Origin of the sequence: Mesorhizobium sp. B2-1-1 (assembly GCF_006442975.2) — a bacterium.
Classification (GTDB): Bacteria; Pseudomonadota; Alphaproteobacteria; order Rhizobiales; family Rhizobiaceae; genus Mesorhizobium.
Genome location: NZ_CP083954.1, coordinates 5,261,743 through 5,286,929, shown reverse-complemented (window position 1 = coordinate 5,286,929; position 25,187 = coordinate 5,261,743). Strand labels below are relative to the sequence as shown.

Here is a 25,187-nt window from a genome sequence, read left to right as displayed (position 1 = left end):
TCGAAGGAACCGCTGACCTCTCCCGGCGACGGCCCTCCAACCTTCATGTGGTCACGCGATACGGAGACGGTAGCGCTACCAAACCTGCCTGTAAAGCAGGCGCTGCGATAAACATCCAGGCTGCATTCCCGGTTGCTCACTGGACTGCCCACCACATGGCTGGAGACAGCAGGGAGATCGGCCACGGGATGAATATCAACCACTTGCACCGTCCGCCGGCCTGGGCAACCGCGCATGGAATTCGCCGACGATGCCGCGCCGGAAGACGAGCACGCAGACCATGAATATCAGGCCGGTGGCGATGGTCACCGGAAAGCCTGAGGTGGCGAGCGTGTTTTCAAGGCCGACGACGAAGCCGGCGCCGACGACCGGGCCGACCATGGTGCCGATGCCGCCAAGCAGCGACATCAGGATCACCTCGCCCGACATCTGCCATGTCACGTCGGTGAGCGTCGCGAATTGGAACACGATTGCCTTGACCGCACCGGCAAGCCCCGCAAGTGCGGCCGACATGACGAAAGCGGCGAGCTTATACCTGGCGACAGAATAGCCGAGCGAGATGGCGCGGTTCTCGTTCTCGCGGATCGAGCGCAGGATCATGCCGAACGGCGAGTTGATGATCCGCCAAATGGCGAAGACGCCGATCAGGAAGATGGCCAGCACGACATAGTACATGTTGACCGTGGCGTTCAAATCGATGATGCCGAAGAGGTTGCCGCGCGGAACGCCCTGGATGCCGTCCTCGCCTTGCGTGAACGGTGCCTGCACGCAGAAGAAGAAGAACATCTGCGCCAGCGCCAGCGTGATCATGGCGAAATAGATGCCTTGCCGGCGGATAGCGAAGAAGCCCATGACCAGCCCGAGCAGGGCCGCGCCGGCGGTACCCAGCAGAATGCCTGCCTCTGGCGGCCAGCCCCATACCTTGACGGCATGCGCGCAGAAATAGGCGGCGCCACCGAAGAAGGTCGCGTGGCCGAAGGACAACAGGCCGGTGTAGCCGAGCAACAGGTTGAAGGCGCAGGCAAACAGCGCAAAGCACAGCATCTTCATAAGGAAGAACGGGTAGACGAAGAACGGCGCGGCGATGAGCGCCAATACCGCCAGCGCCACCAGCGCGCGTTCCAGCCGCACGGAGGCCGCGGCGCGCTTTTCGTGAAGCGTCAACTCGCTCATCTCAGGCGTCCCTTCCGAACAGGCCGGCCGGCCGCAGTAGAAGCACGATCGCCATGATGACGAAGACGACAAGGTTCGACGCCTCGGGATAGAACACCTTGGTTAGGCCCTCGGCGAGGCCGAGCATGTAGCCGGTGACGATGGCACCCAGGATCGAGCCCATGCCGCCGACCACGACGACGGCGAAGACGACGATGATCAGATCCGACCCCATCAGCGGACTGACCTGGTAGACGGGAGCCGCCAGGATCCCGGCAAGACCGGCAAGTGCCGCACCCAGTCCATAGGTGAGTGTCAAAAGCAGTGGCACGTTGACGCCGAAAGCCTGGACCAGTTCTGGATTTTCGGTCGCGGCGCGCAGATAGGAGCCAAGCCTGGTCTTCTCGATCAAAAGCCATGTGCCCAGGCAGACGAGAAGCGATGCCAGCACCACCCAGCCGCGATAGTTGGGCAGGAACATGAAGCCGAGATTGGTGCCGCCCGCAAGTAGCGCCGGCACCGCATAGGGATTTCCCGAGACGCCGTAATAATAACGGAAGACGCCCTCGATGACCAAGGCCAGGCCGAAAGTGAAGAGCAGGCCGTAGAGAGGGTCGAGCTGGTAGAGCCGCGAGAGCGCTGCACGCTCGACCGCAATGCCGAACAGCCCGACGGCGAGCGGCACCAGGATCAGCGCCGGCCAATAGCCGATGCCGAGATGGACAAGCAGCAGATAACCGATGAAGGCGCCCAGCATGTAGAGCGCGCCGTGGGCGAAATTGATGATGCGCAGCAGGCCGAAGATGACGGCGAGGCCAAGGCTCAGCATCGCATAGAAGGAACCGTTGATCAGCCCGACCAGCAACTGCCCGAGAAAGGCCTGGATGGGGATGCCGAAGATCATCGTCATGGCGCGATCATACTCCGAGCACCTCGTGAAGTTGAGCGTCGTGGGCGGCCAGTTCGCCGACCGGAAACCCGCTCAGCACCTTGCCGTGCTCCATCAGGTAGAAGCGGTCGGCAATGCGGGCGGCGAAACGGAAATTCTGCTCCACGAGCAGGATCGTCATGCCGCGCTTTTTCAACGTCGCAAGCAATTCGCCGATGCGCTGGACGATGACCGGCGCCAGGCCTTCGGTCGGCTCGTCGAGGAGCAGCATCCGGACACCCGTCCTCAGGATGCGGGCGATCGCCAGCATCTGCTGCTCGCCGCCGGATAGCCTGGTGCCCGGGCTGTTGCGGCGCTCCTTCAGGTTGGGAAAGAGCTCGAAGATCTCCTCGACGCTCATGCCGCCCTTGGCCACCACCGGCGGCAGGATCAGGTTCTCGTCGACTGTCAGCGTGGCGAAAATGCCGCGCTCCTCGGGAACGAAACCGATGCCTTGGTGGGCGACACGGTGCAAGGGCAGGCCGATCAAGTCGTTGCTGTTGAAGACGACACTGCCGGTGCGCTTGCGGATCAGCCCCATGATGGCGCGCAGCGTCGTGGTCTTGCCGACGCCGTTGCGGCCAAGCAGCGTCACAGTTTCGCCGCGGAACACATCGAGGTCGACGCCGTGCAGCGCGTGGCCCTCGCCGTACCAGGCATGGAGATCGCGCACGGCAAGCAGCGGCTCACTCATGCTCGGTTCCCATATAGGCTATCCGGACGCGTTCATCCTGGCTGACCGTCGGATAGTCGCCCGCGGCGAGCACCTTGCCGCGCTGCATCACGGTGATCCAGTCGCAAAGATCGGCAACGACGGTCAGATTGTGCTCCACCATGAGCACGGCCCGATCGCGGGCCAAGGCGCGGATGATCCCGGAGATCATGCTGACATCCTCGTGCCCCATGCCGGCCATCGGCTCGTCGAGCAGCAGCACCTTTGGATCGAGCGCCAGCGTGGTGGCGATCTCGAGCACGCGCTTGCGGCCATAGGAGAGATCGCCGGCGAGCCGGTGCGCCGCGTCGTCGAGGCCGACCGTGCCGAGAAGCTCGCGCGCCCGCGGCGTCAGTTGGTCGAGCGCCGAAAGCGGGCGCCAGAACTGGAAACCCAGCCCGCCTGGCCGCTGCAGCGCGACGCGCACATTGTCGAGCACGCTCAGATGCGGAAAGATCGCCGATATCTGGAACGAGCGCACGAGGCCCATCCGCGCCACCTTGGCCGGCGGTGTCCGGGTTATGTCGGTGCCGAGCAGTTCAATCGTGCCGCTGGTCGGCTGCAGGAACTTGGTCAAAAGATTGAAGATCGTGGTCTTGCCGGCGCCGTTGGGTCCGATCAAGGCGTGAATCCTGCCGTGATGAACGTCGAGATCGACATCCTTCACCGCAACGAACCCGGCGAAGTCGCGCCTGAGGCCGCGGGCGGAAAGCACCACCCGCGGCACGGCTCCATCGCCGTCAGGCCTGACGGCCGCGGCGGTTGCCGTCGTCACTTGCTGACGAGCGGGCAGCCGCTATCCGTGGCCTTCATGAAGGCCTGGTCGCCCGGAATGGTTGCAAGATAGGTGTAGTAGTCCCAATCCTTCTTGCTCTCCTCGGGCTTCTTGACCTGATAGAGGTACATGTCGTGCACCATGGAGCCGTCGGCCTGCACCTTGCCGTTGGCGGTAAAGACGTCATTGACCGGCATCGAATGCATTTCCTTGGCCACCGCTTCGGTTTCGTCGGTGCCGGCCTTGTCGATGGCCTTGAGATACTGCGACACCGCCGAATACGTCCCGGCCTGGATCATGTTCGGCATCCTGCCGGTGCGTTTGAAGAAGCGGTTGGCGAACTCGCGGCTCTTGTCGTCGCGATCCCAGTAAAAGCCTTCGGTCAGCACGACGCCCTGGGCCGCCTGCAAGCCAAGGCCATGCACTTCGGCCAGCGTGAACAGAAGTGCCGCGAGCCGCTGGCCGCCAGCGACGATGCCGAATTCGGCCGCCTGCTTGATCGAGTTGGAAGTGTCGAGACCGGCATTGGCAAGGCCAACGATTTTGGCGCCGGAGGATTGCGCCTGCAGCAGGAAGGATGAGTAGTCGGTCGAGCCGAGCGGATAGCGCACTTCACCAAGCACCTTGCCGCCGCGATCCTTGACGAGCTTGGCGGTCTGCTCCTCGAGCGAATAGCCGAAGGCGTAGTCGACGGTGATGAAATACCAGCTGTCGCCGCCTTGCTGCACCAGGGCACCGCCTGTGCCGACGGCCTGGGAATGGGTGTCGTAGGCCCAATGGAAACCATAGGGCGAGCACTGCTTACCGGTCAGGTCGGTCGCAGCCGCGCCGGTGACGATGTCGATCTTCTTCTTTTCCTTGGAAAGTCCCTGCACGGCGAGCGCCACCGAGGAGGTGGTCAGTTCCATTATGGCATCGACCTGCTCGGTGTCGTACCACTGGCGCGCTATGTTGGAGGCGATGTCCGGCTTGTTCTGGTGGTCGGCGCTGATGACCTCGATAGGCGCATTCTGGACCTTGCCGCCGAAATCCTCGACAGCCATCTTGGCCGCCTCGACGGACCATTTGCCGCCGAAATCGGCATAGACACCCGACTGGTCGTTGAGGATGCCGATCTTGACCTTGCCGTCGGAAATTTCGGCTGCCGCCGCTGGCATCGCGGTACCCACAAGCAGCGCGGCTGAGATGAGATAGGATGCTTTCACTGGTATTTCCTCCCTTGTGGCCACTGTCGAAAACGCCCATTGCGGCCCTGTGACGGCTTCGAGTGTACCGTCTGGTCCCGCGTGAAGAATACGTCCTGTGCTCGCCACAGTTCCAAAGTGCCCGGACACATGGTCACAAGCGCACATTCGGAATGCACAGAGATTCGTAACATCGACATGGAACGTCGAGAACCACTATTTTCGTATCAGGCGCACCGGTAGCGGTGTCCGCTGCTGGCTAGGACTTGTCGCGCGCTATCAGCACGATCTTTGCCGGATCGAAATCGACCGCGACGACGCTGCCTTCCGGCAGGGCGGGTGTGACGACCGGCGACGTCGCAAACAGCTCGACCGCCGGATCGTTTATCGCGACGCGGTATTCCATGTGGTCGCCGAGATAAGAACTCTTGACCACGCGCCCTCTCATCCCGCCGGCTGCCGGCTGGCCGGCGACGAGGCGCACGGCATTCGGCCGGACGGCCAGCACCGCCGGCCCCGCCGCGATGCCGCGATGCCGCATGTCGAGCCGCAGCGGCCCGACCTTTACCTCGGCATTCGTCCCATTGCTGGCGAGAACCTCGACATCGAGCAGGTTGGCGTCGCCCATGAAATCGGCGATGAAAGAGTTCCTGGGTTCGTTGTAGAGGTCGCGCGGGGTTCCGTCCTGGGCGACGCGGGCAGCGTTCATGACGATGATGCGATCGGACACGGCCAGCGCCTCCTCCTGGTCATGCGTCACATAGACCACGGTCAGCGCGAGGTCCTGCTGAAGACCGCGGATCTCATCGCGCACGCGCCGGCGCAGCTTGGCATCGAGATTGGACAGCGGCTCGTCGAACAAAAGCACCTTCGGCTCCAGCACGATGGCGCGCGCCACGGCCACGCGCTGCTGCTGGCCGCCCGAAAGTTCGCTCGGCTGGCGCTTCTCGTAGCCGGACAGGCCGACCTGTGCCAGCTTCTCGGCGGCGCGCCCTGCGGCCTCAACCTTGCCGAGCCCCGTCGCCCGCAGGCCGTAGCCGACATTTTCCATGACGTTCATGTGCGGGAACAGCGCATAGGACTGGAAGACCATGCTGACGTCGCGCTCTGCGGCTGACAGCAAGGTGACGTCCTTGCCGTCGATTACGATGCGCCCGTGGCTTGCGTGCTCCAGCCCGGCAATCAGCCTGAGCGTCGTCGTCTTGCCGCAGCCGGAGGGTCCAAGCAGCGTCACCAGGCTGGCCGGTGCGATGTCGAAGCTGACATTGTCGACGGCAGTGACGGCGCCGTATTTCTTGGTGACGCCCTCGAAGCGCACTGCCGGTCTGTCGACCACGCCGGGGGCAGCGTTCTTCGCCGTTTGATCCATACGCATCTCCCGATCAGATTGGTGCCACGACGGCTTGCGCTTCGGCCCGGCGCCGGCCGAGCCGGCGTTCCCCGACCAGCAGCTGGATGCCGATCAGAATGATCATCATGACGACGATCAGCACCGCCGAATAGACGATGGCGATCCCGTATTCGCCGACATCGGCTCGCCCGACAATATAGACGGTGGCGAGATTGAAGCGGCCGGTCGCCAGGAAGATGACGGCGCTGACGGCGGTCACCGCACGCACGAAACTGTAGATCATCGCGGTCACGATCGCCGGCTTCAGGATCGGCAGGATCACCCGCCGCAAGGTGGCGAAGGAACGCGCGCCCAGTGTCAGCGATGCCTCGTCCAGGCTCTTGTCTATCTGCCCCAGATTGGCGAGGCCGGCGCGGATCGCCACCGGCATGTTGCGGAAGATGAACGAGATGACGATGATCAGTCCGGTGCCGGTCAGTTGCACCGGCGGCACGTTGAAGGCGAGGATATAGCTGACGCCGACGACGGTGCCGGGAATGGCAAAGCTCATCATGGCGAGGAATTCGAACATCGTGCGCCCGGCGAAATGCTGCCGGTCGAGCAGGTAGGCGGTCAGGATGCCGAGCGCGGCGGTGAACGGCATTGCCACCAGCGCAAGGCCGATGGTCATCAGCAGCGACGGCCAGGCCGACCCGCTCAGGAACCAGCCATTGACGCCTTTCTCGACGGAGAAAGCGGTGAGGAAATATTCGAGCGTCGGCGTGTTGTCGCGGCCGATCGATTGCACGAAGCCGCCGCCCAGGATGATGCCATAGACCACGACGGTCAGAAGCAACCAGGGAACGACGGCGGCGTAGCAGCCGATGCGCAAGCCCTTGGGCAGCGTGGCCGGCACACCGCCATCGCCCTTGCCCGCGACGGTGACGTAGCTGCGGCTGCCGATCCAGCGGCGCTGGATGACGAAAGCGGCGAGCGTGAATCCCAGAAGCACGATCGCCAGCACCGCCGCACGGCCTTGATCATGCGCAGCGCCCACCACCGCAAAGAAGATGTCCGTCGACAGCACGTTGAAGTTGCCGCCCAGCACCAGCGGGTTGGCAAAGTCGGCCATGCTCTCGATGAACGAGATCAGGAAGGCGCTGGCCAGCCCCGGGCGGATCAGCGGCCAGGTGATTGTGCTGAAAGTGCGCCAACGGCTGGCGCGCAAGGTCTGCGAGGCCTCCTCCATGCTCGGGCTGACGCCCTGCAGCACGCCGGCCAGGACCAGGAAAGCGATCGGCGTGAAGGCCAGCACTTGCGCGATGGTGATGCCGGCCATGCCGTAGATCCAGCGGCTGCGCGGAATACCGAGATGTTCTGACAAAAGATTGGTGACGATGCCGGCCCGGCCGAACAACAGGATCAGCGCCAGGCCGATGACGAAAGGCGGCGTGATGATCGGCAAGATGGAGAGGCCGCGCAGCAGCCATTTGGCAGGCAGCCTGGTGCGCAACGCAATCAGCGCCAGCGCCAGGCCTAGCGCCGTGCAGAAGAATCCGACCAGCACCGCGATCGCCACCGTATTCCACGCCACCCCGCAGGAACCGTCGCCATAGAGGCAGCGCAGGCTCCAGATGTTGGCACTGAACAGCTTTTCGGCAAACAGAGCCGGCACGATATCGCCGTCATTGTCCTCGATGGCGGAAGCGAGGATCGACAACAGCGGATAAGCCACGAACAGGATCAGCGAAGCGATCACGATCAGCAGCGAGCCGACGACAAAACGGTCGCCCTTGCACCAGCCACGCGCGGCCAGCGCCTCGGCGATGAACATCAGCATCGCCAGCGCGTACAGCACCGCACCCCAGCCGAGCCCCGGCTGCACCGGTCCCGGCGTACTGGCGAGATGCCCGAGCCAGGCAAATCCCCAACCCGAATGGATGATGGAAAAACCCTCGATCACCAGCCAGGCGAGGCCGGCTGCGCCCGCCACCGCCAGGCCGGGGAGGTTCCGGCGCGCGACGAGCCAGCTTGCCAGGAGAAGTGGCAGGATTAAGGGAAGCAGCCACAGCCGACCGTTCAGCGACAGCAGGATGGCTGGTGCCGCCTCCGCCGGACGCGCCAGCCAGTCAAAGGAAAGCAAGCCGCCTTCGACTTTGTACCATGGCAGCACAATGAAGCTCGCCCATGCCAGCGCCAGCCATCCGGCGGCACTGCGCCCCGGGAGGTCATTGGCCATGGGATAGGGCGAAGCCCGTGCCATTCGACATCTTCCTTCGGTATGGTCGGGGTTGCGCCGGCTGCCCCGCAGGCAGCCGGCGGATCGGCCGTACGGACCAGATCAGCCGCCGTTGCGGACCTCATCGGTGAACTTCTTCAACAGCCGCTTGCGCTCCGCTGACGATCCGTATTTGGCGAAGTCGTAGTCGATCAGCTTGATCTTGCTGAGGTCCGGCGCCTCGGGGGGCACCGGGGTGCCGGTGTTCGACGGGATCTGGTAGCTGCCGTTCGGAGCCGCCAGTTTCTGCGCGTCTGGCGTCAGCGCCCAGTCGTAGAATTTCCGCGCCTCGTCGATGTGCTTGGCCCCGGCAACAATGCTCATCGACCCGATCTCGAAACCGGTGCCTTCACAGGGCGAGACCACCTTGACGGCCGGGTTCTGCTTGGCGGCGTTGATGACGTCGTGCTGGAAGGAAATGCCGACCAGCGTCTCGCCCTTGCCCACGGCGAGCGCGGGTGCGGCGCCCGCCTTGGTGTATTCGGCGATGTTCTTGTTGAGCTGCTTGAGATAGTCGAAAGCCTTGTCCTCGCCCATCAGTTGCACGATTGTCGCCAGCATCGTCCAGGCGGTACCCGAGGAATTGGGGTCGGCCATCTCGATCTCGCCCTGGAAATCGGGCTCGACCAGATCCGCCCAGCAGGCCGGCGCCGTCAGGCCGCGCTGTTTCAGGTCTTCCTCGTTGTAGCCGTAGCCAAGCGCGCCGAGATAGATGCCGACGGTGCGGTTCTTGGCGCGTTCAGCCTGCCTCAAAGCCCAGTCGCGCAGGTTCGCCAGCTGCGGCGACTTGTATTCCTGGGTGAGACCTTCTTCCGCCGCCTGAAGATGCGGGTCGCCGGTGCCGCCCCACCAGATGTCGGCTTGCGGATTGTCCTTCTCGGCCCGCAGGCGCGCATAGATCTCGCCGGCGCTCATGCGGGTCATGTCGACGCTGACGCCGGTTTCCTTCTGGTAGGTCGTGGCCATGGCCCGGCACCAGGCTTCGTCGACGCCGCAATACATCACGAGGTTGCGATCCGCCGCATGGGCGCCGCCGGCCAGACCGAAAATGGCCAGCACCGCAAGGCCAAGCCACGTCCTGCCTTGTCTGCGATCAAATGGACCTTTCATCGATAATTCCTCCCTTTCATGCTCTCTGGAATTGGTTATTCGTCGTCGAGCGGCACTCCGATCACCTGGGACAATCTCGCCGCCACACCCGGCGCCGCAGCAAGCACCGGATTGCCCTTCGCCATGCCGTCGCCGTCGAGAAAGCGGTTGACGCGCCCGCCGGCTTCCTCGACCAGCAGCAATCCGGCCAGGCAGTCCCATGCATTGATATGAAGCTCGGCATAGGCATCCGAGCGGCCGTCGGCCACATAGGCAAGGCCGAGCGCCCCCGAACCGGAGCGGCGCACATTGGCGCCCAGCGACCAGACCAGGGCCACCTTGTCCAGATAGTCGCGGTTGGGAATCCGCGGCGACCAGCCGAACTCCACGGAGGCGCGGTCGAAGGCCTGGGTGCGCGAAACATGGATCGCCGCGCCGTTGCGCGTCGCACCGTGCCCGCGGCGGGCAAAATAGACCTCCCCGATGGCCGGATTGGCGATGCCGCCGATCTCGCTGCGGCCGTCCTGGACGAAGGCGATCGAAACGCAGAAATGCGGAATGCCGCGCATGAAATTCGCCGTACCGTCGATCGGGTCGACGACCCACATGCGATCAGAGCCGCCGCTGCCACCGGTTTCCTCGCCCAAAAACCCGTCCTCGGGAAAGGCCGCGGCCAACGTCGTGCGGATGTGATGCTCGACCTTCCCGTCGGTCTCGGTCAGGAAATCCTGCGGGCCCTTCATCTCCACGGGCTGCGCGGCGTCGATTTGGCTGTAGCCCTGCATCGCCATGTTTCCCGATGACAAGAGCAGTTGCCGGCAAACATCGGCGCGCCTGTCGAGTTCGGCTTCGGACATCCGGCTCGGTTTCGGCCGCACCGCCACGCTGTTCATGCTGTCCGTCCAGGCGATGGCAGCTTCGATGCGGTCCGCGAAGAAATGGACAAGGTAGCCTCCGGCGCCGGCTTCATGCACGGCTGTGCAAAGCTGTTTCATTTACGCATGTGTGTCAAGGCCGGCGGTGACACCTGTGACTGGCTTGCGCTATGCTGCACGTGCGTGCAACGAATCGGCGAACGCCAGTGGGAGTGTGCATGACGACGCCAAGAGGCCGTATTGGCTTTTCCAGTGCCCAGCAGGTCGCGGAGCTTGCCGGCGTTTCGCGCTCGGCCGTGTCGCGCACCTTTACGCCCGGCGCCAGCGTTTCGGAAGAAACCCGGGAGCGGGTGCTGCTGGCGGCCGAGCAGCTCGGCTATCACGTCAACCATCTGGCGCGCGGCCTGATGCGGGCATCGACGGGCATCGTCTGCCTTGTCGTCGCCGATGGCGACACGCCCTATCAGGCTCGTATCCTGCGGGCGCTGACACAGCATTTGAGGGATGCCGGCAAAGTGGCCATGGTATTCAACACGTCGGGCCCCAGCCACCATGTCGACCAGGCGCTGCGCAACACGCTGAACTACCGTGCCGATGCGACGATCGTGCTGTCCGGCACGCCGCCGCAGGAGCTGATCCGAACCTGCCTCGAGAACGGGCAGCGCCTGATCCTGATCAATCGCGACGACCGGTTCGACGGACCGCATAACATCGGCGTGGACAACGCCGCCGCCGCCGAGGCGGCACTTCACGCCTTTCTTCGTGCCGGTTGCACCAGGCCTGCCCTGGTGACGTCGGCAGCCGGCACGCCCAGTCTGGTGGCGCGCGAGACGGCCTTTCTTGCCGCAGCGCGCAAGGAAGGACTGGAGGTGATCCAGTGGCGCGAGGGCCGCACGGGTTATGCGACCGGGGCAGAAGGCGCAAGGCGCCTGCTTTCGGGCCGGCAGCGACCGGATGCGGCATTCTGCGTGACCGACCTGATCGCCTGCGGTTTTCTGGACGCGGCGCGCCACGAGTTCGGCGTCGACGTCCCGCGCGATCTCTGCGTCGCCGGCTTCGACGACATCGAGCAGGCTGACTGGGCTTCCTACCGGCTGACGACCTTTGCGCCGCCGATTGAGGAGATCGCCACGCACGCCGTGCGACTGGCCGCCGGTTCGCGCGAGGAAGCAGGCGCCGGCAGTCGCCTGACCTGCCACGCGCCGATGGTCTGGCGCGGCACTGTGAGGCCAGGTCGGGGCTGATGCCGATTGGACCAGAGTCCGGTCGGTGAGCGTCTCATGCGCTAGATCGCAATGCTGCCGATCGCGGCATCGACGGCGTCGCCCAAACGGTCGACGATAATATCGACCGTGCCGTCGTCGACGATGAATGGCGGTGCAAGCAGGACGTGATCGCCAGCCCGCCCATCGACGGTGCCGCCCATCGGATAAACCATCAACCCCCGTTGCATCGCTTCAGATTTTATCCGGGCATGGACCTTCAGGCGTGGATCGAACGGGGCCTTGGCCGAGCGATCCGCGACGAGCTCGATGCCCTGGAAAAGGCCGCGCCCGCGAATGTCCCCGACATGGTGATGGTTGCCGAAGCGCTCACGCAGCCGCCGTTCGAGCGTGGTGCCTCGCGCCGCGACATTGGCAAGCAGACCATCACGCTCGATGACCCGCTGGACGGCGAGGCCGGCCCCACAGGCGAGCGGATGGCCGATATAGGTGTGACCGTGCTGGAAGTCGCTGCCTTGCGAAAAGGCATCGAATATCCGCTCGGACGCCAGCACCGCGCCGAGCGGGGCGTAGCCGCCGCCGAGTCCTTTGGCGACCACCATGATGTCGGGAGCGACGCCCTCCTGCTCGCAGGCATGCAGTGTTCCGGTGCGACCCATGCCGCACATGACTTCGTCGAGGATGAGCAGCACGCCGTGGCGATCGCAAATCTCGCGGATGCGCCTGAAATAACCGGGTGCGGGTGGCACGGCGCCGAGAGTCGCTCCAACCACGGTCTCTGCGACAAAAGCAATGACCGTTTCCGGCCCGAGTTCCTGCAGCTTCGTCTCAAGCGCATCGGCGGCGCGCAGCCCGTAGGCCTCGCTGCCTTCATCCGGCCGCTGATGCCGATAGGCATAGCATGGTTCGATATGATGGTTTTCGATCAGCATGGGCTCGAACGGCGCCTTGCGCCAGGCGTTGCCTCCCACCGAAAGCGCGCCCAGCGTATTGCCATGATAGCTCTGCTGACGGGCCACGAAGCGGCGGCGCTGCGGCTCGCCGCGCTCGACGAAATATTGCCGCGCCATCTTCAGGGCGGTCTCGATGCCTTCCGATCCGCCGGAGACGAAATAGACGTGATGAAGATCGCCCGGCGCGTGAGCGGCAAGTTCGTCCGCCAGTTCCTCCGCCGGCCGGGTGGTGAAGAAGCTGCTATGCGCATAGGCGAGCCGGTCGAGTTCGGCATGCATCGCGGCAAGAACAGCCGGATGCTGATGGCCAAGGCATGAGACGGCCGCACCGCCGGAGGCGTCGATATAGCGGCGTCCCTTGCTGTCGATGACGGTGACGCCATCGCCGCCGACGGCAACGGGATAGTCGTGGTGGATCTGGCGATGGAGGATATGCGTCATGACCGTTGCCTGGTTTCGTAGATATGGGTGGAAAGGGTGTCGAACTGACGTTCCACGTCGCGCATGGCGGCCAGCGCGCGATCGCCGGCGGCGGCCGCCAGGATCGCGGCCAGCGTTTCGGCGATGGCAAAGGCCGGTGCCATGGTGTGGAAAAAGGACGGGCTCTCGGTCGGCACGATGATGACGGCGCCCGCCCGGTTGACGAGCGGAGAGACCACGCTGTCGGTAATCGCCACGATTTCGAGCGCGCGGCTGCGTGCATAATCGACGAGTTCGACGGCGGCGCGCGTATAGGGCTTGACGCTGATCGCCAAAAGCACGTCGCCCGCTCCCGCTTCCCACAAAGGATCAGGCCCGGTTCCGCCGACGCCGTCAAGCAGACGCACCGCGCCGCCGGCGAGGCCATAGACGTAGGCGAAATGGCAGGCGACGGGGTAGCTCGACCGATAGCCCAGCGCATAGATGCGCTTGGCGCCTGCCAGCACCGAGGCTGCCCGGGTCACCGCCTCCAGCGTCGCCGGATCGCAAAGCTTCGCCATATGGCGCTCGAGCGTTTCGGCCAGTTCGAAGGCCAGCGCGCCGTCTCCTCCGCGCTTCCGCCGCGCCATCAATGCTTCGGCCTTGCCCAAGAACTCCTTCTCGCCGCGGCGAAGTTGCTCGGCGTAGAGGTCGCGCAGGCTATCGTAGCCGTCGAAGCCCATGCGCTGGGCAAGCCGCGTCATCGATGCCGGGGTCACCCCGGCGCGCTGCGCCTGGACGCGCATCGACAGGAGGGCAACGTCACGCGGATTGTCGAGCACCCATTGCGCCGCCGCGCGAAGCTGGCGCGGCATCGTCTCGAAACTCTCGAGCAGGCGCGAGCGGAAGGCGGGTTCCAACATGGCGCGAATTTACGCCGGCCGTTGACGAGCTGCAATGAATATTTCAATCTGCCAGAAATGAGCGTAGTGTTTCATTCAATCAGAAAACAAGAACAGGGGAAATTCGCATGAAACAGACCATATCCAGTCATTTGGGAGCGCTGGCGGCACTCGCGCTGGCTTCCTTGCCGTTCGCAGCCGCACCGGCTCTGGCCGAGGATCCAATCGCGCTAGGCTGGGTGGGGCCGCTGTCGCCGCCCGGCAACTATTCCGGCGGCCAGGAGATGCAATGGGCGGTGCAGCTCGGAGTTGACGAGGTCAACAAGGCCGGCGGCGTGCTCGGCCGTCAGCTGAAGGTGAGCTACGAGGACACCAAAGGGCAGCCGGCCGACGGCAGCGCGGCGGCGGTTCGGCTCATCACCAAGGACAACGTCGCCGCAATCTTCGGCGAATTCCATTCCTCGGTCGCCCTCGCCGAAATCGAGGAGGCGCACAAATACGGCGTCGCCTGGGTCGGTACAGACGTATGGGCGGATGCCATCACGGCCAAGCAGTATCCGGAAGTCTATCGTCTCGCTCCGGCCAACTCGCTCGTTTACGTTAAGGCAGCCGACTGGACGGTCGAGCAAGGTTTCAAGAACATCGCCATCATCGCCGAAAACACGGACTTCGGCCAGGGCGGGGCCAAGGTCATCGCCGATGAGCTGAAGGCCAAGAACGTCCCCTATACGCTGGCAACGATCGACCTGAACCAGCAGGATTTCACGCCCGCGCTGCTGCGCCTGATGAACCAGAGCCCGAAGCCTGATGCGATCCAGATGGTGATCGCCGGACAGGCGCAGTATCAGCTGGTCAAGCAGGCCTGCCAGCTCGGCCTCGCACCGACTGCCGAAACGGCCCTCATCGGCTCCTCGGGTCTGCTGCAGAAGGAAGTGTGGGAAGTCGACGGCGAATGCGCCAACAATCTTCTCATCGTCAACGTCGCGCAGCCCAAGTCGCAATGGAACGACAAGGCCAAAGCATTCGTGAAGGCGTTCACCGAACGCTACAATAGGGCACCGACCGGCGTGGCCATGGAGGCCTATGACACGTTCGGTGTCGTCGTCGAAGCGATCAAGAAGGCAGGCTCGGCTGACCGCGCGGCGATCGTGAAGGCACTGGAAGAGATCAAATATGAAGGGGTGAACGCCACCTACACCTTCCCGACCACCAAATCTCCCGACTGGGCTTTCCATCAGTTCGTCGACGTGCCGTTCACGATCATCCAATACACGGCCGTGAACCAGGCGCCGGAGGATGCTGCGATCGTCTATCCGAAGAAGTGGGCCACCACCGACAAGGTCATGCCCGGCAAATGAACGGCACGCCGGCGGCTCCATGGCCGCCGGCGGCCGCTTCGCTGGACAGGCGGCCGACAACAAGGTGATGTGAACCCATGAGCTATTTCCTCCTCCTGGCCGTCAACGGCCTGGTCATCGGCCTCATTTTCGCGCTGACGGCGGCGGGGCTCACTTTGGTCTTCTCGGTGTTGAAGGTCGTCAATTTCGGCCATGGATCGCTCTATATGCTGGGCGGCTATGCGTCCTACTACATCATCGCCTGGTTCCATGCGCCGCCGCTTGTCGGTGTCGCCGGCGCGATGGTGGCCCTGTTCATCTTCGGCGTGCTCTTCGAGAGGCTCGTCATAGCGCCGATGTATACCGACAAGGTCGAGCGCAAGGACGAATACGCCATTATCGTCACCTTCGGCCTCACCATTCTGATCACCAATCTCGGCCTTGTCGTCTTCGGCCCCTTCGCCAAGGCGCCGCCGTCCTTCATGACGGGAGCGCTGATCCTCGGTCCGTTGATCCTGCCTTACGACCGGCTGATCGCTGCGGTCGCTGCCGTCGTCCTGCTTGTCGGTCTGACGCTTTTCCTGAAGCGCACCTCGCTTGGCCAGGCACTCGATGCGGTGAGCCAGAGCCGCGAGTCCGCCGCGGTCATCGGTATCGATCCACGCCGCATGTACACCATCGCCTTCGGCATCGGCTCGGCGCTTGCCGGCGGGGCAGGGGCGTTGATCGCGCCGATCTTCGCCCTGTCGCCGTCGATGGGTGAGTTGCCGGCCGTGCAGGCCTTCATCATCATCGTGCTCGGCGGCATGGGTTCCGTCGGCGGAAGCATTACCGGCGGCATCCTGCTCGGCCTGGTGCAAGGGCTGGGTGTCGGCTATCTGCCGGACCCCAATCGCGCGCTTGCCTATACGCAGGCGTTCGGAGCGCTGCTGCTCGTCATTGCATTGCTCTTCAGGCCGACCGGCCTGTTCGGCCGCTCGCATCTGCGGCTGGAATAGGATCACGGCAATGGTCCGTCCAACATTCTCGCAATCGGCCCAGGCGATTCTGCTCGTGGTGGCGTTGCTGGTGCCGCTCGGCGTCGGACCATACTGGACCCACGTCGGCGCCATCGCCTGGTACTATGCGCTGCTTGCCGCGAGCTGGGCGCTGCTTGCCGGTTTCGCCGGTCAGTTCTCCTTCGCCCATGTGGCTTTTGCCGCGCTGGGCGGATATGCCTCGGCCTTGTTCGTTGGCCAGATCGGCATGCCGCTGCCGCTTGCCATTCTTGCCGCCATCGCTCTTGCCGTCGTGGCCGGCGCCCTGATCGGCGCGCTCGTCCTGAGGCTTTCCGGGCCTTATCTGGCCCTCTTCACGCTTGCCATTTCGGAAATCTTCCGCCTCGTTCTGGTCGCGGAGGAGGACATCACACGCGGCATGCTGGGCTTGCCGGTGCCCGGCCTCTTTTCCGGTCGATCGGACCTGCCTTATTACTATCTCGGCCTTGCGCTCGTCGTCCTGGCGGTATTGGGAATGAATGCCTTGTTGGCGACCCGCGTCGGTCTTTTTCTACGTGCCATCCGGGAAGACGAGGGCGCCGCGCGCGCCAGCGGGGTGGATACCACGCGCTACAAGATCCTCGTCTTCGTGGTAACCAGCGTGATCGCGGCGATAGCCGGCATTTATTACGGCCATTTCATCGGCATCCTGACGCCCAACATGGCTATCCTGCCGGAGATGGGTCTGGTTATCGCGATGGCGGTGATCGGCGGCATCGAAAGCCTGCCCGGCGCCGTGGTCGGCGCAGTCGTCGTCTTCCTGCTTTCCGAGACGCTGCGGTCCTACGGCGAATGGCGTTTCGTGCTGATGGGTCTGGCGCTTATCCTGGTGCAACGCTTCGCGCAGAACGGCCTGTATCCGATGGTCGAAAACTGGGCGCGCTTCCGCGCGCGGCCACGGGAACAAGCGCCTGTTCCAACTGCTACCACCGAGGAACCCCATGCCGGTTGAGAAGGACACCGCTTTTTTCTCGGTCAGTGGTCTTGCCAAGCATTTCGGCGGCATCCATGCCGTCGAAGGCTTATCCTTTGCCTTGGCCCGCGGCGAAATTGTCGGGTTGATCGGTCCCAACGGCTCGGGAAAGACAACCACCATCAACATGGTGACGGGCGCGCTCAAACCCGACGGCGGTGCCATCCTCGTCGAGGGCACCGACATGGCGCGCTCGCCGGCCAATCTTTTCGCGCGCCGCGGTGTTGCCCGTACTTTTCAGGTTCCCCGCCTGTTCCGCCGCATGACCGTCCTGGAAAACCTGATCGTGCCGGCGCTTTCCGACCCGGCGGAACGGCGCGCCGCGGCAGAGGAGCGCGCCCGTGGGGTTCTTGCTTTCCTGAGGCTCGACCATCTCGCCGACAGTTATGCAAGAGCGCTTTCCGGCGGCCAGCAGAAGCTGCTGGAACTCGGCCGGGCGCTGATGCTCAAACCGAGATTGCTGCTTCTGGACGAGCCCTTCGCCGGCGTCCACCCGCGCCTGCTGGAGGAGATCATCGAGCACATAAGGAGCCTCAATCGCGACGGTCACACCATCGTCGTTGTCGATCACAACCTCGAGGCTATCCAGTCGGTCGTAACGCGCGTCATGGTGATGGCGCGAGGGCGCAAGATCGCCGACGGCGCGGTCGCCGAGGTGCTGCGCAATCCCGAGGTGGTGCACGCCTATACGGGATCCCGCGCAACGCATCGGGAAGCACGATAATGGAAACCGCTTCCCTGCCATCGACCCCGCCGCTGATCGCCTGCGAGAACCTTGTCGCCGGCTATACGCGCGACATCGACATATTGCGCGACGTTTCGGTCAGGGCCTGGCCTGGCAGCATTTCCTGTGTGGTCGGGCCGAACGGCACCGGCAAGTCGACGCTTCTCAAGGCGTTGTTCGGCTTTCTGAAACCGAGTGCCGGCCGGGTGCTTCTGCGAGACGTGGACATCACCGGAAACCCGCCCTTCCGGATGCTGGGCCTTGGCCTGGCCTACCTGCCGCAGCGGCCGAGCCTCTTTCCTCATCTCTCGGTCGAATCGAACCTGAAACTCGGTCTCTGGCATGCCAGGCCGAAGAAGACGGTGCTGACCGAGAAACTGGAACATGTCTATGAGCGGTTTCCCGTCGTTCGCGAGAAACGCGCGCAGCCTGCCGGCCAGCTCTCGGGAGGCCAGCAGCGGCAGGTCGAGATCGCACGCAGCCTGATGGCCGATCCGTCGGTCTACCTGATCGACGAACCGACCGCCGGCGTCGATCCGCAGACCAGCGAGACGATCTACGACATCGTCCGCGATCTTGCCCGCGAACTCGGCAAGGCCGTGCTGCTGGTCGACCAGGATATTCGCGCCGCGCTTGCCATCACCGACTACGTCTATGTGGTCAAGAACGGCACGGTTTTTTCCGAAGGCGCGCGCGCGGATTTCGGTGCCGACACCGACGCTCTTGTCGCACGTTGGCTGTATGCGAGCGGTGAATGAACGGGCAGCTTACGGAGTGGCGTAGCCCGGCGGCTGTTCGAACAGGCCGTCGCGCCGAATCTCTAGCGCCCGCCCGATCCTCAGCGCCAGCGGATCCTGGAAGCGGCGAACCGCGATCTGCAATCCTGCGGGCAGACCATTGACGAGACCGATGGGGACGCTGAGCGCTGCCATGTCGAGGAGGTTCACCATGCGGGTAAACGTCCCAAGCGGCGTCGTTGTCTCATCGATGTCGGCCAATGGCGGCGCGGTAATCGGCGCCGTTGGCGTCAGGAACGCATCGGCGCCTTCGAGATCGCGATGAAACTCGATCTGCGCGGCTCGGCGCCTTGCAATCAACTCGTGATAAGCGGCGAGGCCGATTTCCCTGCCCTTGAGAACCCGCATGCGGATCGCCGTGCCGACGCCGCTGTCCGCGGGTTCCACGTAACGGCCGAGATGATGCCAGGCTTCGACGGCCATGATGTCGCCGGCCAGGGCCTTGTAGGTGTCGTAAGATTGCGGCATCGGCATCCGATCGACATTGGCACCGAGCGCCTCCAGTTCAGCGACGGTGGAGTCGAAGCGGTCCAGGATGCCGGGGTCTACGCCGGCAAGGTCCACGGCCGAGGGGATGCGCAGGCGAAGGCCCGATATGCTCCGCTCGAGCCCGTCGAGCGGCGAGGTCGGCGCCACGCCAAAGGTGGCCGGATCGCCGGGATCGGGACCCTCGAGCGCGGCCAGCAGAAGGGCTGCATCCTCCACCGACCGGGTCATGGGACCGATGCTGTCGAAGGACATGGCAAGCGGCAGCAAGCCGCCGCGCCCGATAAGGCCGAAGGACGTCTTCAGGCCCACGATTCCGCACATGGCGGACGGATTGCGGATGGAGCCCGTAGTGTCGGTGCCGAGCGCGACCGGCACCAGTCCGGCGGCGACGGCCACGCCCGAACCGCTCGACGATCCGCCCGGCGCGCGCGGGATGGCGCTGTCACGCGGGTTCAGGGGCGTGCCGGCGACCGGGTTGGTCCCCCAACTGCCAAAAGCAAATTCCACGGTGTGCACCTTGCCCAGCAGGATCATCCCGGCCGCGACAAGGCGTTCGATTGCCGTTGCCGTGGCGGTTGCGAGTTCGCCCGCAAGCGCTTTCGAGCCTGCCAGGGTCGGATAGCCTTCGACGTCAAGCAGGTCCTTGGCCGCGAAAGGGATACCGTCCAGCGGCCCTTTCGAGACGCCGCGACTGCGACGCTCGTCGGCTTCGCCGGCGGCCTGGAGCGCAGCCTCAGGAAACAGCCGGACGAACGCATGCAGCGAATTGTCATGAACGTCGACACGATCCAGCGCGCGCCGGACGATCTCGGTCGAGGATGTGTTGCCATCGGCGAGCGCGCGGCTGAGTTCGGCGGCGGTGGCGAAGGCGGAAATCCCTTGGGCGGTGGCGTTCATGCTGTCCTACCTGTGCGAGTCGGTGAAATGAAGCATGGAAAACCACGTTGCGGGAGAGCCAATTGGGCCCGGAGATGAAATTGAAGCCGTTGCTGATCATGGTTGCGCCGAACGGAGCGCGCAGAACGAAGGCCGATCATCCGGCTCTGCCGATGACCGCCGACGAACTTGCCGAAACGGCGAGGCAGTGTCTCGCTGCCGGCGCCGCCGCCATCCATGCGCATGTCCGCGATGCTTCAGGCCGGCACACGCTTGACGCCGCGCTTTACCGGGATGCCATCGCGGCGATCCGGGAGCGGACGCAGGGCGTCATGGCGATCCAGATCACGACCGAAGCGGTCGGGCTCTATTCGCCACGCGAACAGATGGATCTTGTTCGGACGCTTCATCCGGTTTCCGTCTCGATAGGCTTGCGTGAGATAATCAGCGATGGCGAGGCGGAGCCGGCCCGCTTCTTCGCGTGGGCCGGTCGGGAAGGCATCGCGGTCCAGCACATTCTCTATGATCGGGCCGATCTCGACCGTTTCATCGATCTGCGGCGGCGAGGCATTCTGGCGGAGCCCACAAGCCCCCGGCTGCTGTTCGTCCTTGGACGCTATGCCGCCGATCAGGAAAGCCGGCCCGAAGACCTCGATGTCTTCCTTGAAGGGCTCGATGCGCATGATCTTGAAGGCGCCGTATGGTCGGTCTGCGCCTTCGGACGGGGCGAGACCTTGGCGCTGACGGCGGCGATCGCTGCGGGAGGGCACGTGCGGGTCGGCTTCGAGAACTCTCTCTGGCACGCCGATGGCAGCCTCGCCCGCGACAATGCCGAACGGGTCGCGGCAATCGTCGAAGCCGCTGGCCGCACGGGGCGCCCGATTGCTTCTGCCGCGCAGGCGCTTGATATTCTCGGAATTGCCCGCCAGCAGTGAGGGCCCGCGCGCCTTGTTAGGGGATCGGCCGCGCGCCTGCAAATTCGCCAGGGTAGGACGGGCACGGTCTCGAACGGACCCGTCATATCCTTGCATCCAAATCGGGCGGCTTGCCTTGCGAGCCGTCTTCCTTGTGCGTTTTATCGCGGATGGCCCGGAACAATGGCCCCGATGAGGGGTTTGGTCGCGACATAGCGAGCGACGGAGCCAGCGATGTCCGAGCATGTTCCCCCAAACTCCTCCAGTCTCAGCAGACGAAGCTTTATGACCGCGACCGTCTCCGCGGCTGCGGTGACTCCGCTTCTGGCCTCGACAGCCAGGTCCGAGGAGCCTCCGGCTGCTGCCGCCAAGCCAACCGAGCCTGTCATGACAACACTGACCATCAACAAGCAGCCATACAATCTGGCGCTCGACAGCCGAACCAGCCTGCTCGACGCCTTGCGCGACCATGTCGGCCTGACGGGCACGAAGAAAGGTTGCGATCATGGCCAATGCGGTGCCTGTACGGTGCTGGTCGATGGCCATCGCGTGCTCTCCTGCCTCAGCTTCGCGGTGATGAACGAGGGCAAGGCGGTAACCACCGTCGAAGGGTTGGCGTCGACGGATGGCGGCCTGCATCCGATGCAGCAGGCCTTCATCGATCACGATGCGTTCCAGTGCGGCTATTGCACGCCCGGCCAGATCATGTCCGCGATCGGCTGCGTCCACGAAGGACATGCCGGTTCAGAGGACGACATTCGCGAATATATGAGCGGCAACCTTTGCCGATGCGCGGCATACCCGAACATCGTCGCGGCAATCGTCCAGGCCCGCGACCAGATCAGGAGGGCCTGAGATGCATCCTTTCGTCTATGAGAGGCCCGCCAGCCTCTCCGCGGCGGTCGCCGTCGCCTCGCGCTCGGCCACCAGGCATCCGCCGACGCAAGCCCCCGCGCAGTTCATTGCCGGTGGCACCAATCTCGCCGACTATATGAAACTCGGCGTCGCCCGGCCGGAACGCTTGCTCGATTTGAACGGTCTCTCCGAACCGGCATTGCGGCGGATCGAGACCGGTGGTGAGGGTCTGCGCCTTGGCGCTCTTGTGCGGATGGGCGACGCGGCCGAGAATGCCGAGATCAAGCGTCGGTATCCGGTGATCGCGGAGAGCCTGCAACTGGCGGCAAGCGGCCAGCTGCGCAACATGGCAAGCCTTGCCGGCAACATCCTGCAGCGGACCCGCTGCGAATATTTCCGCGAAACCTCATGGCCGTGCAACAAGCGCGAGCCAGGCTCGGGCTGCGCCGCGATGGAGGGGTTCAACCGCCAGCATGCCGTGCTGGGGACCAGTGAGAACTGCATCGCGACCTATCACGGTGACTTTGCCCAGGCCCTGATCGCGCTTGACGCCACGGTTCATGTCCAAGGCCACAACGGGCGGCGAAAGATTCCGTTTGCCAGCCTGCATCGCCTGCCCGAGGACAGCCCTCACATCGAGACCGACCTGGCACCCGACGAGATCGTCACCGCCATAGAGGTGCCCGCCGGCGCATGGACCAGGCGTTCGCGCTATCTCAAGATCCGCGATCGGCAATCCTATGCGTTTGCCCTTGCATCGGCCGCGGTCGCCCTCGACCTCGACGGCGAGACCGTGAACGAGGCGCGCATCGCGCTTGGCGGCGTGGCGACCGTACCCTGGCGGGCAAGAGCGGCGGAGGAGATCCTGCGCGGCAAGGTGCTCGACGAGGCAGCGGCGGCCGAGGCCGCCGAAGCCGCGTTCGCCGAGGCCCAGCCGCGTCGGCACAACGCATTCAAGATAGAACTCGGCAAGCGAACCTTGATCAGGGGGCTGCTCGAAACCCGTGACATGAAGGTGTGATCATGAACGTCGCCGCTCCACAGCCGAAGGAAAACATGGGACAGCCGCTGCCGCGTATCGATGCGCGGCTGAAAGTGACCGGCCAGGCCGAATACGCGGCGGATCTCCCGGCCGCCAACATTGCGCACGCCGTGCTCGCGACGAGCAGCATCGCCAAGGGCAAGGTCGCCAGGCTTTACCTGGATGACGCGCGCTCGGTGCCCGGCGTGCTCGACATCGTCACCTATGGCGACCTCGACAAGGTCGAGACGCCGAAATTCGGAAATACCGGCGCGAGTTCTATCGGGCCGCTGCATGACAAGGCGATCTTCCATGACGGTCAGATCATTGCGCTGGTGGTCGCCGAGACCTTCGAAGCGGCCGAGGAGGCGGCGCAAAGGATCCGCGCGGACTATGCCGAGGAAAAACCGACCGCCAGTTTCGACATGCCGGGGACAAAGACCATCGACGCCGCCGGCAAAAGCCCGTTGTTCAAGGAGGACGTCAAGGCCGGCGATTTCGATGCCGCCTATGAATCGGCCCCGATGAAGATCGATGCGCGGTATTCGACGCCGACCCAGCATCACAACCCGATAGAGCTGTTCTCGACCACCGCTGTTTGGCAAGGCGACCAACTCACCGTTTACGAGCCCTCTCAGAACGTGACCGGCTGGAAGGTCGAGTTGGCGCGGCAATTGAGGCTCGACCCAGCGAATGTGCGCATCGTCTGCCCTAACGTAGGCGGCGCATTCGGCTCGAAGGGGCCGATGACGGCGCGAACGGCCATCGTGGCTGTGGCCGCCAGGCGGCTTGGCCGGCCGGTGCGCTGTGTGGTCAGCCGCATGCAGGCGTTCGGCACCCAGACCTATCGGGCCGAAACCCGGCACCGCATCCGCATCGGCGCCGGCAAGGACGGCCGCATCACTGCTTTCGGCCATGAAGGCTGGGAGGTGACCTCGAGACCCGATTCCTATGTCGTCGGCGGGACTTCGGCCACCGGTCGCATGTATGCTTATGGCTCGGTGCTGACGCATGTCTCGCTGGTGCAGGCGGATCGCAACACGCCCGGCTATATGCGCTCGCCGCCCGAGACGCCCTACGTCTATGCCCTCGAGAGCGCCATGGACGAAATGGCCGTCGCACTCGGCATGGACCCGATCGAATTTCGCCGGATCAACGAGCCTCAGAAGGAGCCGATCGGCGGCAAGCCGTTCTCCAGCCGGTCGCTGATGAAATGCTACGATCAGGCCGCTGATGCCTTCGGCTGGACGAGACGGGATGCGAAAGTCGGCTCGATGCGCGACGGCGACTGGCTCGTCGGCATGGGCTGTGCGACGGCAGTCTACCCGACCGCTGCCGCGCCATGCGCGGCCCGCGTGCGCCTGACCGCCGAAGGAGACGTGCGCGTGCAGTGCGGCTCGCATGAAATCGGCACAGGTGTGCGAACCGTTGCCGGCCAGATGGCGGCGGAACGTCTCGGTGTCGACATCGGCAAGGTCGCCGTCGAGATGGGCGACAGTGCCTTGCCGCCGGCGCCGGTATCGGGAGGTTCGATTTCCACTGCCAGCGTCTGTTCGGCCGTGCTCAAGGCGTGTGATGCTGTGCGCACGAAATTGTTCGCCGCAGCGGTCGCGGAGGGTGGCCCTCTTGCAGGCTCGCACAATGAGGAACTGGACCTCCACGAGGGACGGATCCTCACCAAGGGCGGGGCGTCGGCAAGCACCGCCGATATATTCAAGGCCATGCAGGTAGGCGCCATCGAGGAATATGCCGAATTCGCGCCGAAGGGCTCGACCCCCGAAGCGCTCAAAAAACTCTATGCCGGCCAGTCGGAATTCCATGGCGGCGAGTCCGACGCGGATTCGGTGAAATATGCGTTCGGGGCCGAATTCGTGGAGGTGCACATCCACAGTTACACGCGCGAAATCCGTGTGCCGCGCATTGTCGGTGCGTTCGCCGCCGGGCGCATCATGAACACGCGCACCGCGCGCAGCCAGCTGATGGGAGGCATGATCTGGGGCATTGGCCAGGCCCTGCATGAGGCGACCGAGATCGATACCCGCTATGCCCGCTATGTGAACCGCGACCTGCAGGATTATCTGGTCCCGGTGAATGCCGATGTCAGGGACCTTGACGTCATACTGGTTCCGGAGATCGACCATGAGGTCAATCCGGCTGGTGTGAAGGGCCTGGGCGAACTCGGCAATGTCGGCACCGCCGCTGCCGTCGCCAGCGCTGTCTACCACGCGACCGGCAAGCGGATCCGCGACTTGCCGATCAGAATTGACGATCTGATCGTTTGAGGACCGAGACAAAGAGGATTGCTCCGCCGCAACAAGCGTGGGTTTGTCCTCGCCCAGTTTCACTGCCTTGCGGATCGGGATG

The 25,187-nt window shown here is 64.3% G+C and carries 22 protein-coding genes; 10 read left to right on the top strand and 12 right to left on the bottom strand.

Annotated features, from left to right (window positions below; translation table 11 throughout):
* Positions 1-195 precede the first annotated feature (195 nt).
* The 9 genes from FJ972_RS25830 to FJ972_RS25790 form a co-directional block, all read right to left on the bottom strand.
* Positions 196-1,173, bottom strand: a complete 978-nt coding sequence (locus FJ972_RS25830; protein ID WP_140524816.1) for a branched-chain amino acid ABC transporter permease — start codon at positions 1,171-1,173, stop codon at positions 196-198.
* Between the two features lies 1 nt (position 1,174).
* Positions 1,175-2,062 (bottom strand): branched-chain amino acid ABC transporter permease, encoded by an 888-nt coding sequence (locus tag FJ972_RS25825; protein WP_140514993.1) that lies wholly within the window; start codon positions 2,060-2,062, stop codon positions 1,175-1,177.
* A 7-nt stretch (positions 2,063-2,069) separates the two neighbouring features.
* Positions 2,070-2,774 (bottom strand): ABC transporter ATP-binding protein, encoded by a 705-nt coding sequence (locus tag FJ972_RS25820; RefSeq protein ID WP_140498404.1) that lies wholly within the window; start codon positions 2,772-2,774, stop codon positions 2,070-2,072.
* Entirely contained in the window at positions 2,767-3,567 is an 801-nt protein-coding gene (locus tag FJ972_RS25815) for an ABC transporter ATP-binding protein (RefSeq protein WP_181167435.1), read from the bottom strand. Before FJ972_RS25815 ends, FJ972_RS25820 begins: the two co-directional genes overlap by 8 nt.
* Entirely contained in the window at positions 3,564-4,772 is a 1,209-nt protein-coding gene (locus FJ972_RS25810; RefSeq protein ID WP_140514995.1) for an ABC transporter substrate-binding protein, read from the bottom strand. Before FJ972_RS25810 ends, FJ972_RS25815 begins: the two co-directional genes overlap by 4 nt.
* 238 nt (positions 4,773-5,010) lie before the next feature.
* Entirely contained in the window at positions 5,011-6,120 is a 1,110-nt protein-coding gene (locus tag FJ972_RS25805; RefSeq protein WP_140498401.1) for an ABC transporter ATP-binding protein, read from the bottom strand.
* 13 nt (positions 6,121-6,133) lie between these two features.
* Positions 6,134-8,344: an ABC transporter permease gene (locus tag FJ972_RS25800; protein ID WP_226880430.1), complete on the bottom strand. Its 2,211-nt coding sequence runs from the start codon at positions 8,342-8,344 to the stop codon at positions 6,134-6,136.
* A 78-nt stretch (positions 8,345-8,422) separates the two neighbouring features.
* Entirely contained in the window at positions 8,423-9,469 is a 1,047-nt protein-coding gene (locus FJ972_RS25795; RefSeq protein ID WP_140524815.1) for an ABC transporter substrate-binding protein, read from the bottom strand.
* A gap of 35 nt (positions 9,470-9,504) precedes the next feature.
* Positions 9,505-10,305, bottom strand: a complete 801-nt coding sequence (locus tag FJ972_RS25790) for an inositol monophosphatase family protein (protein WP_181168461.1) — start codon at positions 10,303-10,305, stop codon at positions 9,505-9,507.
* Positions 10,306-10,541: 236 nt separating this feature from the next.
* Between FJ972_RS25790 and FJ972_RS25785 the strand changes: the two genes are divergently transcribed.
* Positions 10,542-11,567: a substrate-binding domain-containing protein gene (locus FJ972_RS25785; RefSeq protein ID WP_140498399.1), complete on the top strand. Its 1,026-nt coding sequence runs from the start codon at positions 10,542-10,544 to the stop codon at positions 11,565-11,567.
* Positions 11,568-11,608: 41 nt separating this feature from the next.
* On the opposite strand, the gene FJ972_RS25780 is transcribed toward FJ972_RS25785, so the two are convergent.
* The gene (locus FJ972_RS25780) at positions 11,609-12,940 is read right to left on the bottom strand and encodes an aspartate aminotransferase family protein (RefSeq protein WP_140498398.1); all 1,332 of its coding nucleotides are present in this window, start codon (positions 12,938-12,940) and stop codon (positions 11,609-11,611) included.
* Positions 12,937-13,821, bottom strand: coding sequence for a MurR/RpiR family transcriptional regulator (locus tag FJ972_RS25775; RefSeq protein WP_140515002.1), 885 nt, complete (start codon positions 13,819-13,821; stop codon positions 12,937-12,939). The genes FJ972_RS25780 and FJ972_RS25775 overlap by 4 nt, the downstream gene beginning before the upstream one ends.
* A 107-nt stretch (positions 13,822-13,928) precedes the next feature.
* Between FJ972_RS25775 and FJ972_RS25770 the strand changes: the two genes are divergently transcribed.
* From FJ972_RS25770 to FJ972_RS25750, 5 genes are all read left to right on the top strand, one after another.
* Positions 13,929-15,158, top strand: a complete 1,230-nt coding sequence (locus FJ972_RS25770; protein ID WP_140524814.1) for an ABC transporter substrate-binding protein — start codon at positions 13,929-13,931, stop codon at positions 15,156-15,158.
* 77 nt (positions 15,159-15,235) lie between these two features.
* Positions 15,236-16,135: a branched-chain amino acid ABC transporter permease gene (locus tag FJ972_RS25765; RefSeq protein ID WP_140524813.1), complete on the top strand. Its 900-nt coding sequence runs from the start codon at positions 15,236-15,238 to the stop codon at positions 16,133-16,135.
* A 10-nt stretch (positions 16,136-16,145) separates the two neighbouring features.
* Positions 16,146-17,126, top strand: a complete 981-nt coding sequence (locus FJ972_RS25760; protein ID WP_140524812.1) for a branched-chain amino acid ABC transporter permease — start codon at positions 16,146-16,148, stop codon at positions 17,124-17,126.
* Positions 17,116-17,871: an ABC transporter ATP-binding protein gene (locus tag FJ972_RS25755; RefSeq protein WP_140515007.1), complete on the top strand. Its 756-nt coding sequence runs from the start codon at positions 17,116-17,118 to the stop codon at positions 17,869-17,871. The genes FJ972_RS25760 and FJ972_RS25755 overlap by 11 nt, the downstream gene beginning before the upstream one ends.
* The gene (locus tag FJ972_RS25750) at positions 17,871-18,629 is read left to right on the top strand and encodes an ABC transporter ATP-binding protein (protein ID WP_140498392.1); all 759 of its coding nucleotides are present in this window, start codon (positions 17,871-17,873) and stop codon (positions 18,627-18,629) included. Before FJ972_RS25755 ends, FJ972_RS25750 begins: the two co-directional genes overlap by 1 nt.
* A 9-nt stretch (positions 18,630-18,638) precedes the next feature.
* On the opposite strand, the gene FJ972_RS25745 is transcribed toward FJ972_RS25750, so the two are convergent.
* A complete protein-coding gene (locus FJ972_RS25745; RefSeq protein ID WP_140524811.1) occupies positions 18,639-20,054 on the bottom strand; it encodes an amidase in 1,416 nt (471 codons plus the stop codon).
* Positions 20,055-20,128: 74 nt separating this feature from the next.
* Between FJ972_RS25745 and FJ972_RS25740 the strand changes: the two genes are divergently transcribed.
* From FJ972_RS25740 to FJ972_RS25725, 4 genes are all read left to right on the top strand, one after another.
* A complete protein-coding gene (locus tag FJ972_RS25740; RefSeq protein WP_140524810.1) occupies positions 20,129-20,968 on the top strand; it encodes a 3-keto-5-aminohexanoate cleavage protein in 840 nt (279 codons plus the stop codon).
* 213 nt (positions 20,969-21,181) lie between these two features.
* Positions 21,182-21,802, top strand: a complete 621-nt coding sequence (locus tag FJ972_RS25735; RefSeq protein WP_140524809.1) for a (2Fe-2S)-binding protein — start codon at positions 21,182-21,184, stop codon at positions 21,800-21,802.
* 1 nt (position 21,803) lies between these two features.
* The gene (locus FJ972_RS25730) at positions 21,804-22,823 is read left to right on the top strand and encodes an FAD binding domain-containing protein (RefSeq protein ID WP_140524808.1); all 1,020 of its coding nucleotides are present in this window, start codon (positions 21,804-21,806) and stop codon (positions 22,821-22,823) included.
* Between the two features lie 2 nt (positions 22,824-22,825).
* A complete protein-coding gene (locus tag FJ972_RS25725) occupies positions 22,826-25,105 on the top strand; it encodes a xanthine dehydrogenase family protein molybdopterin-binding subunit (RefSeq protein ID WP_140524807.1) in 2,280 nt (759 codons plus the stop codon).
* Positions 25,106-25,187: the final 82 nt, after the last annotated feature.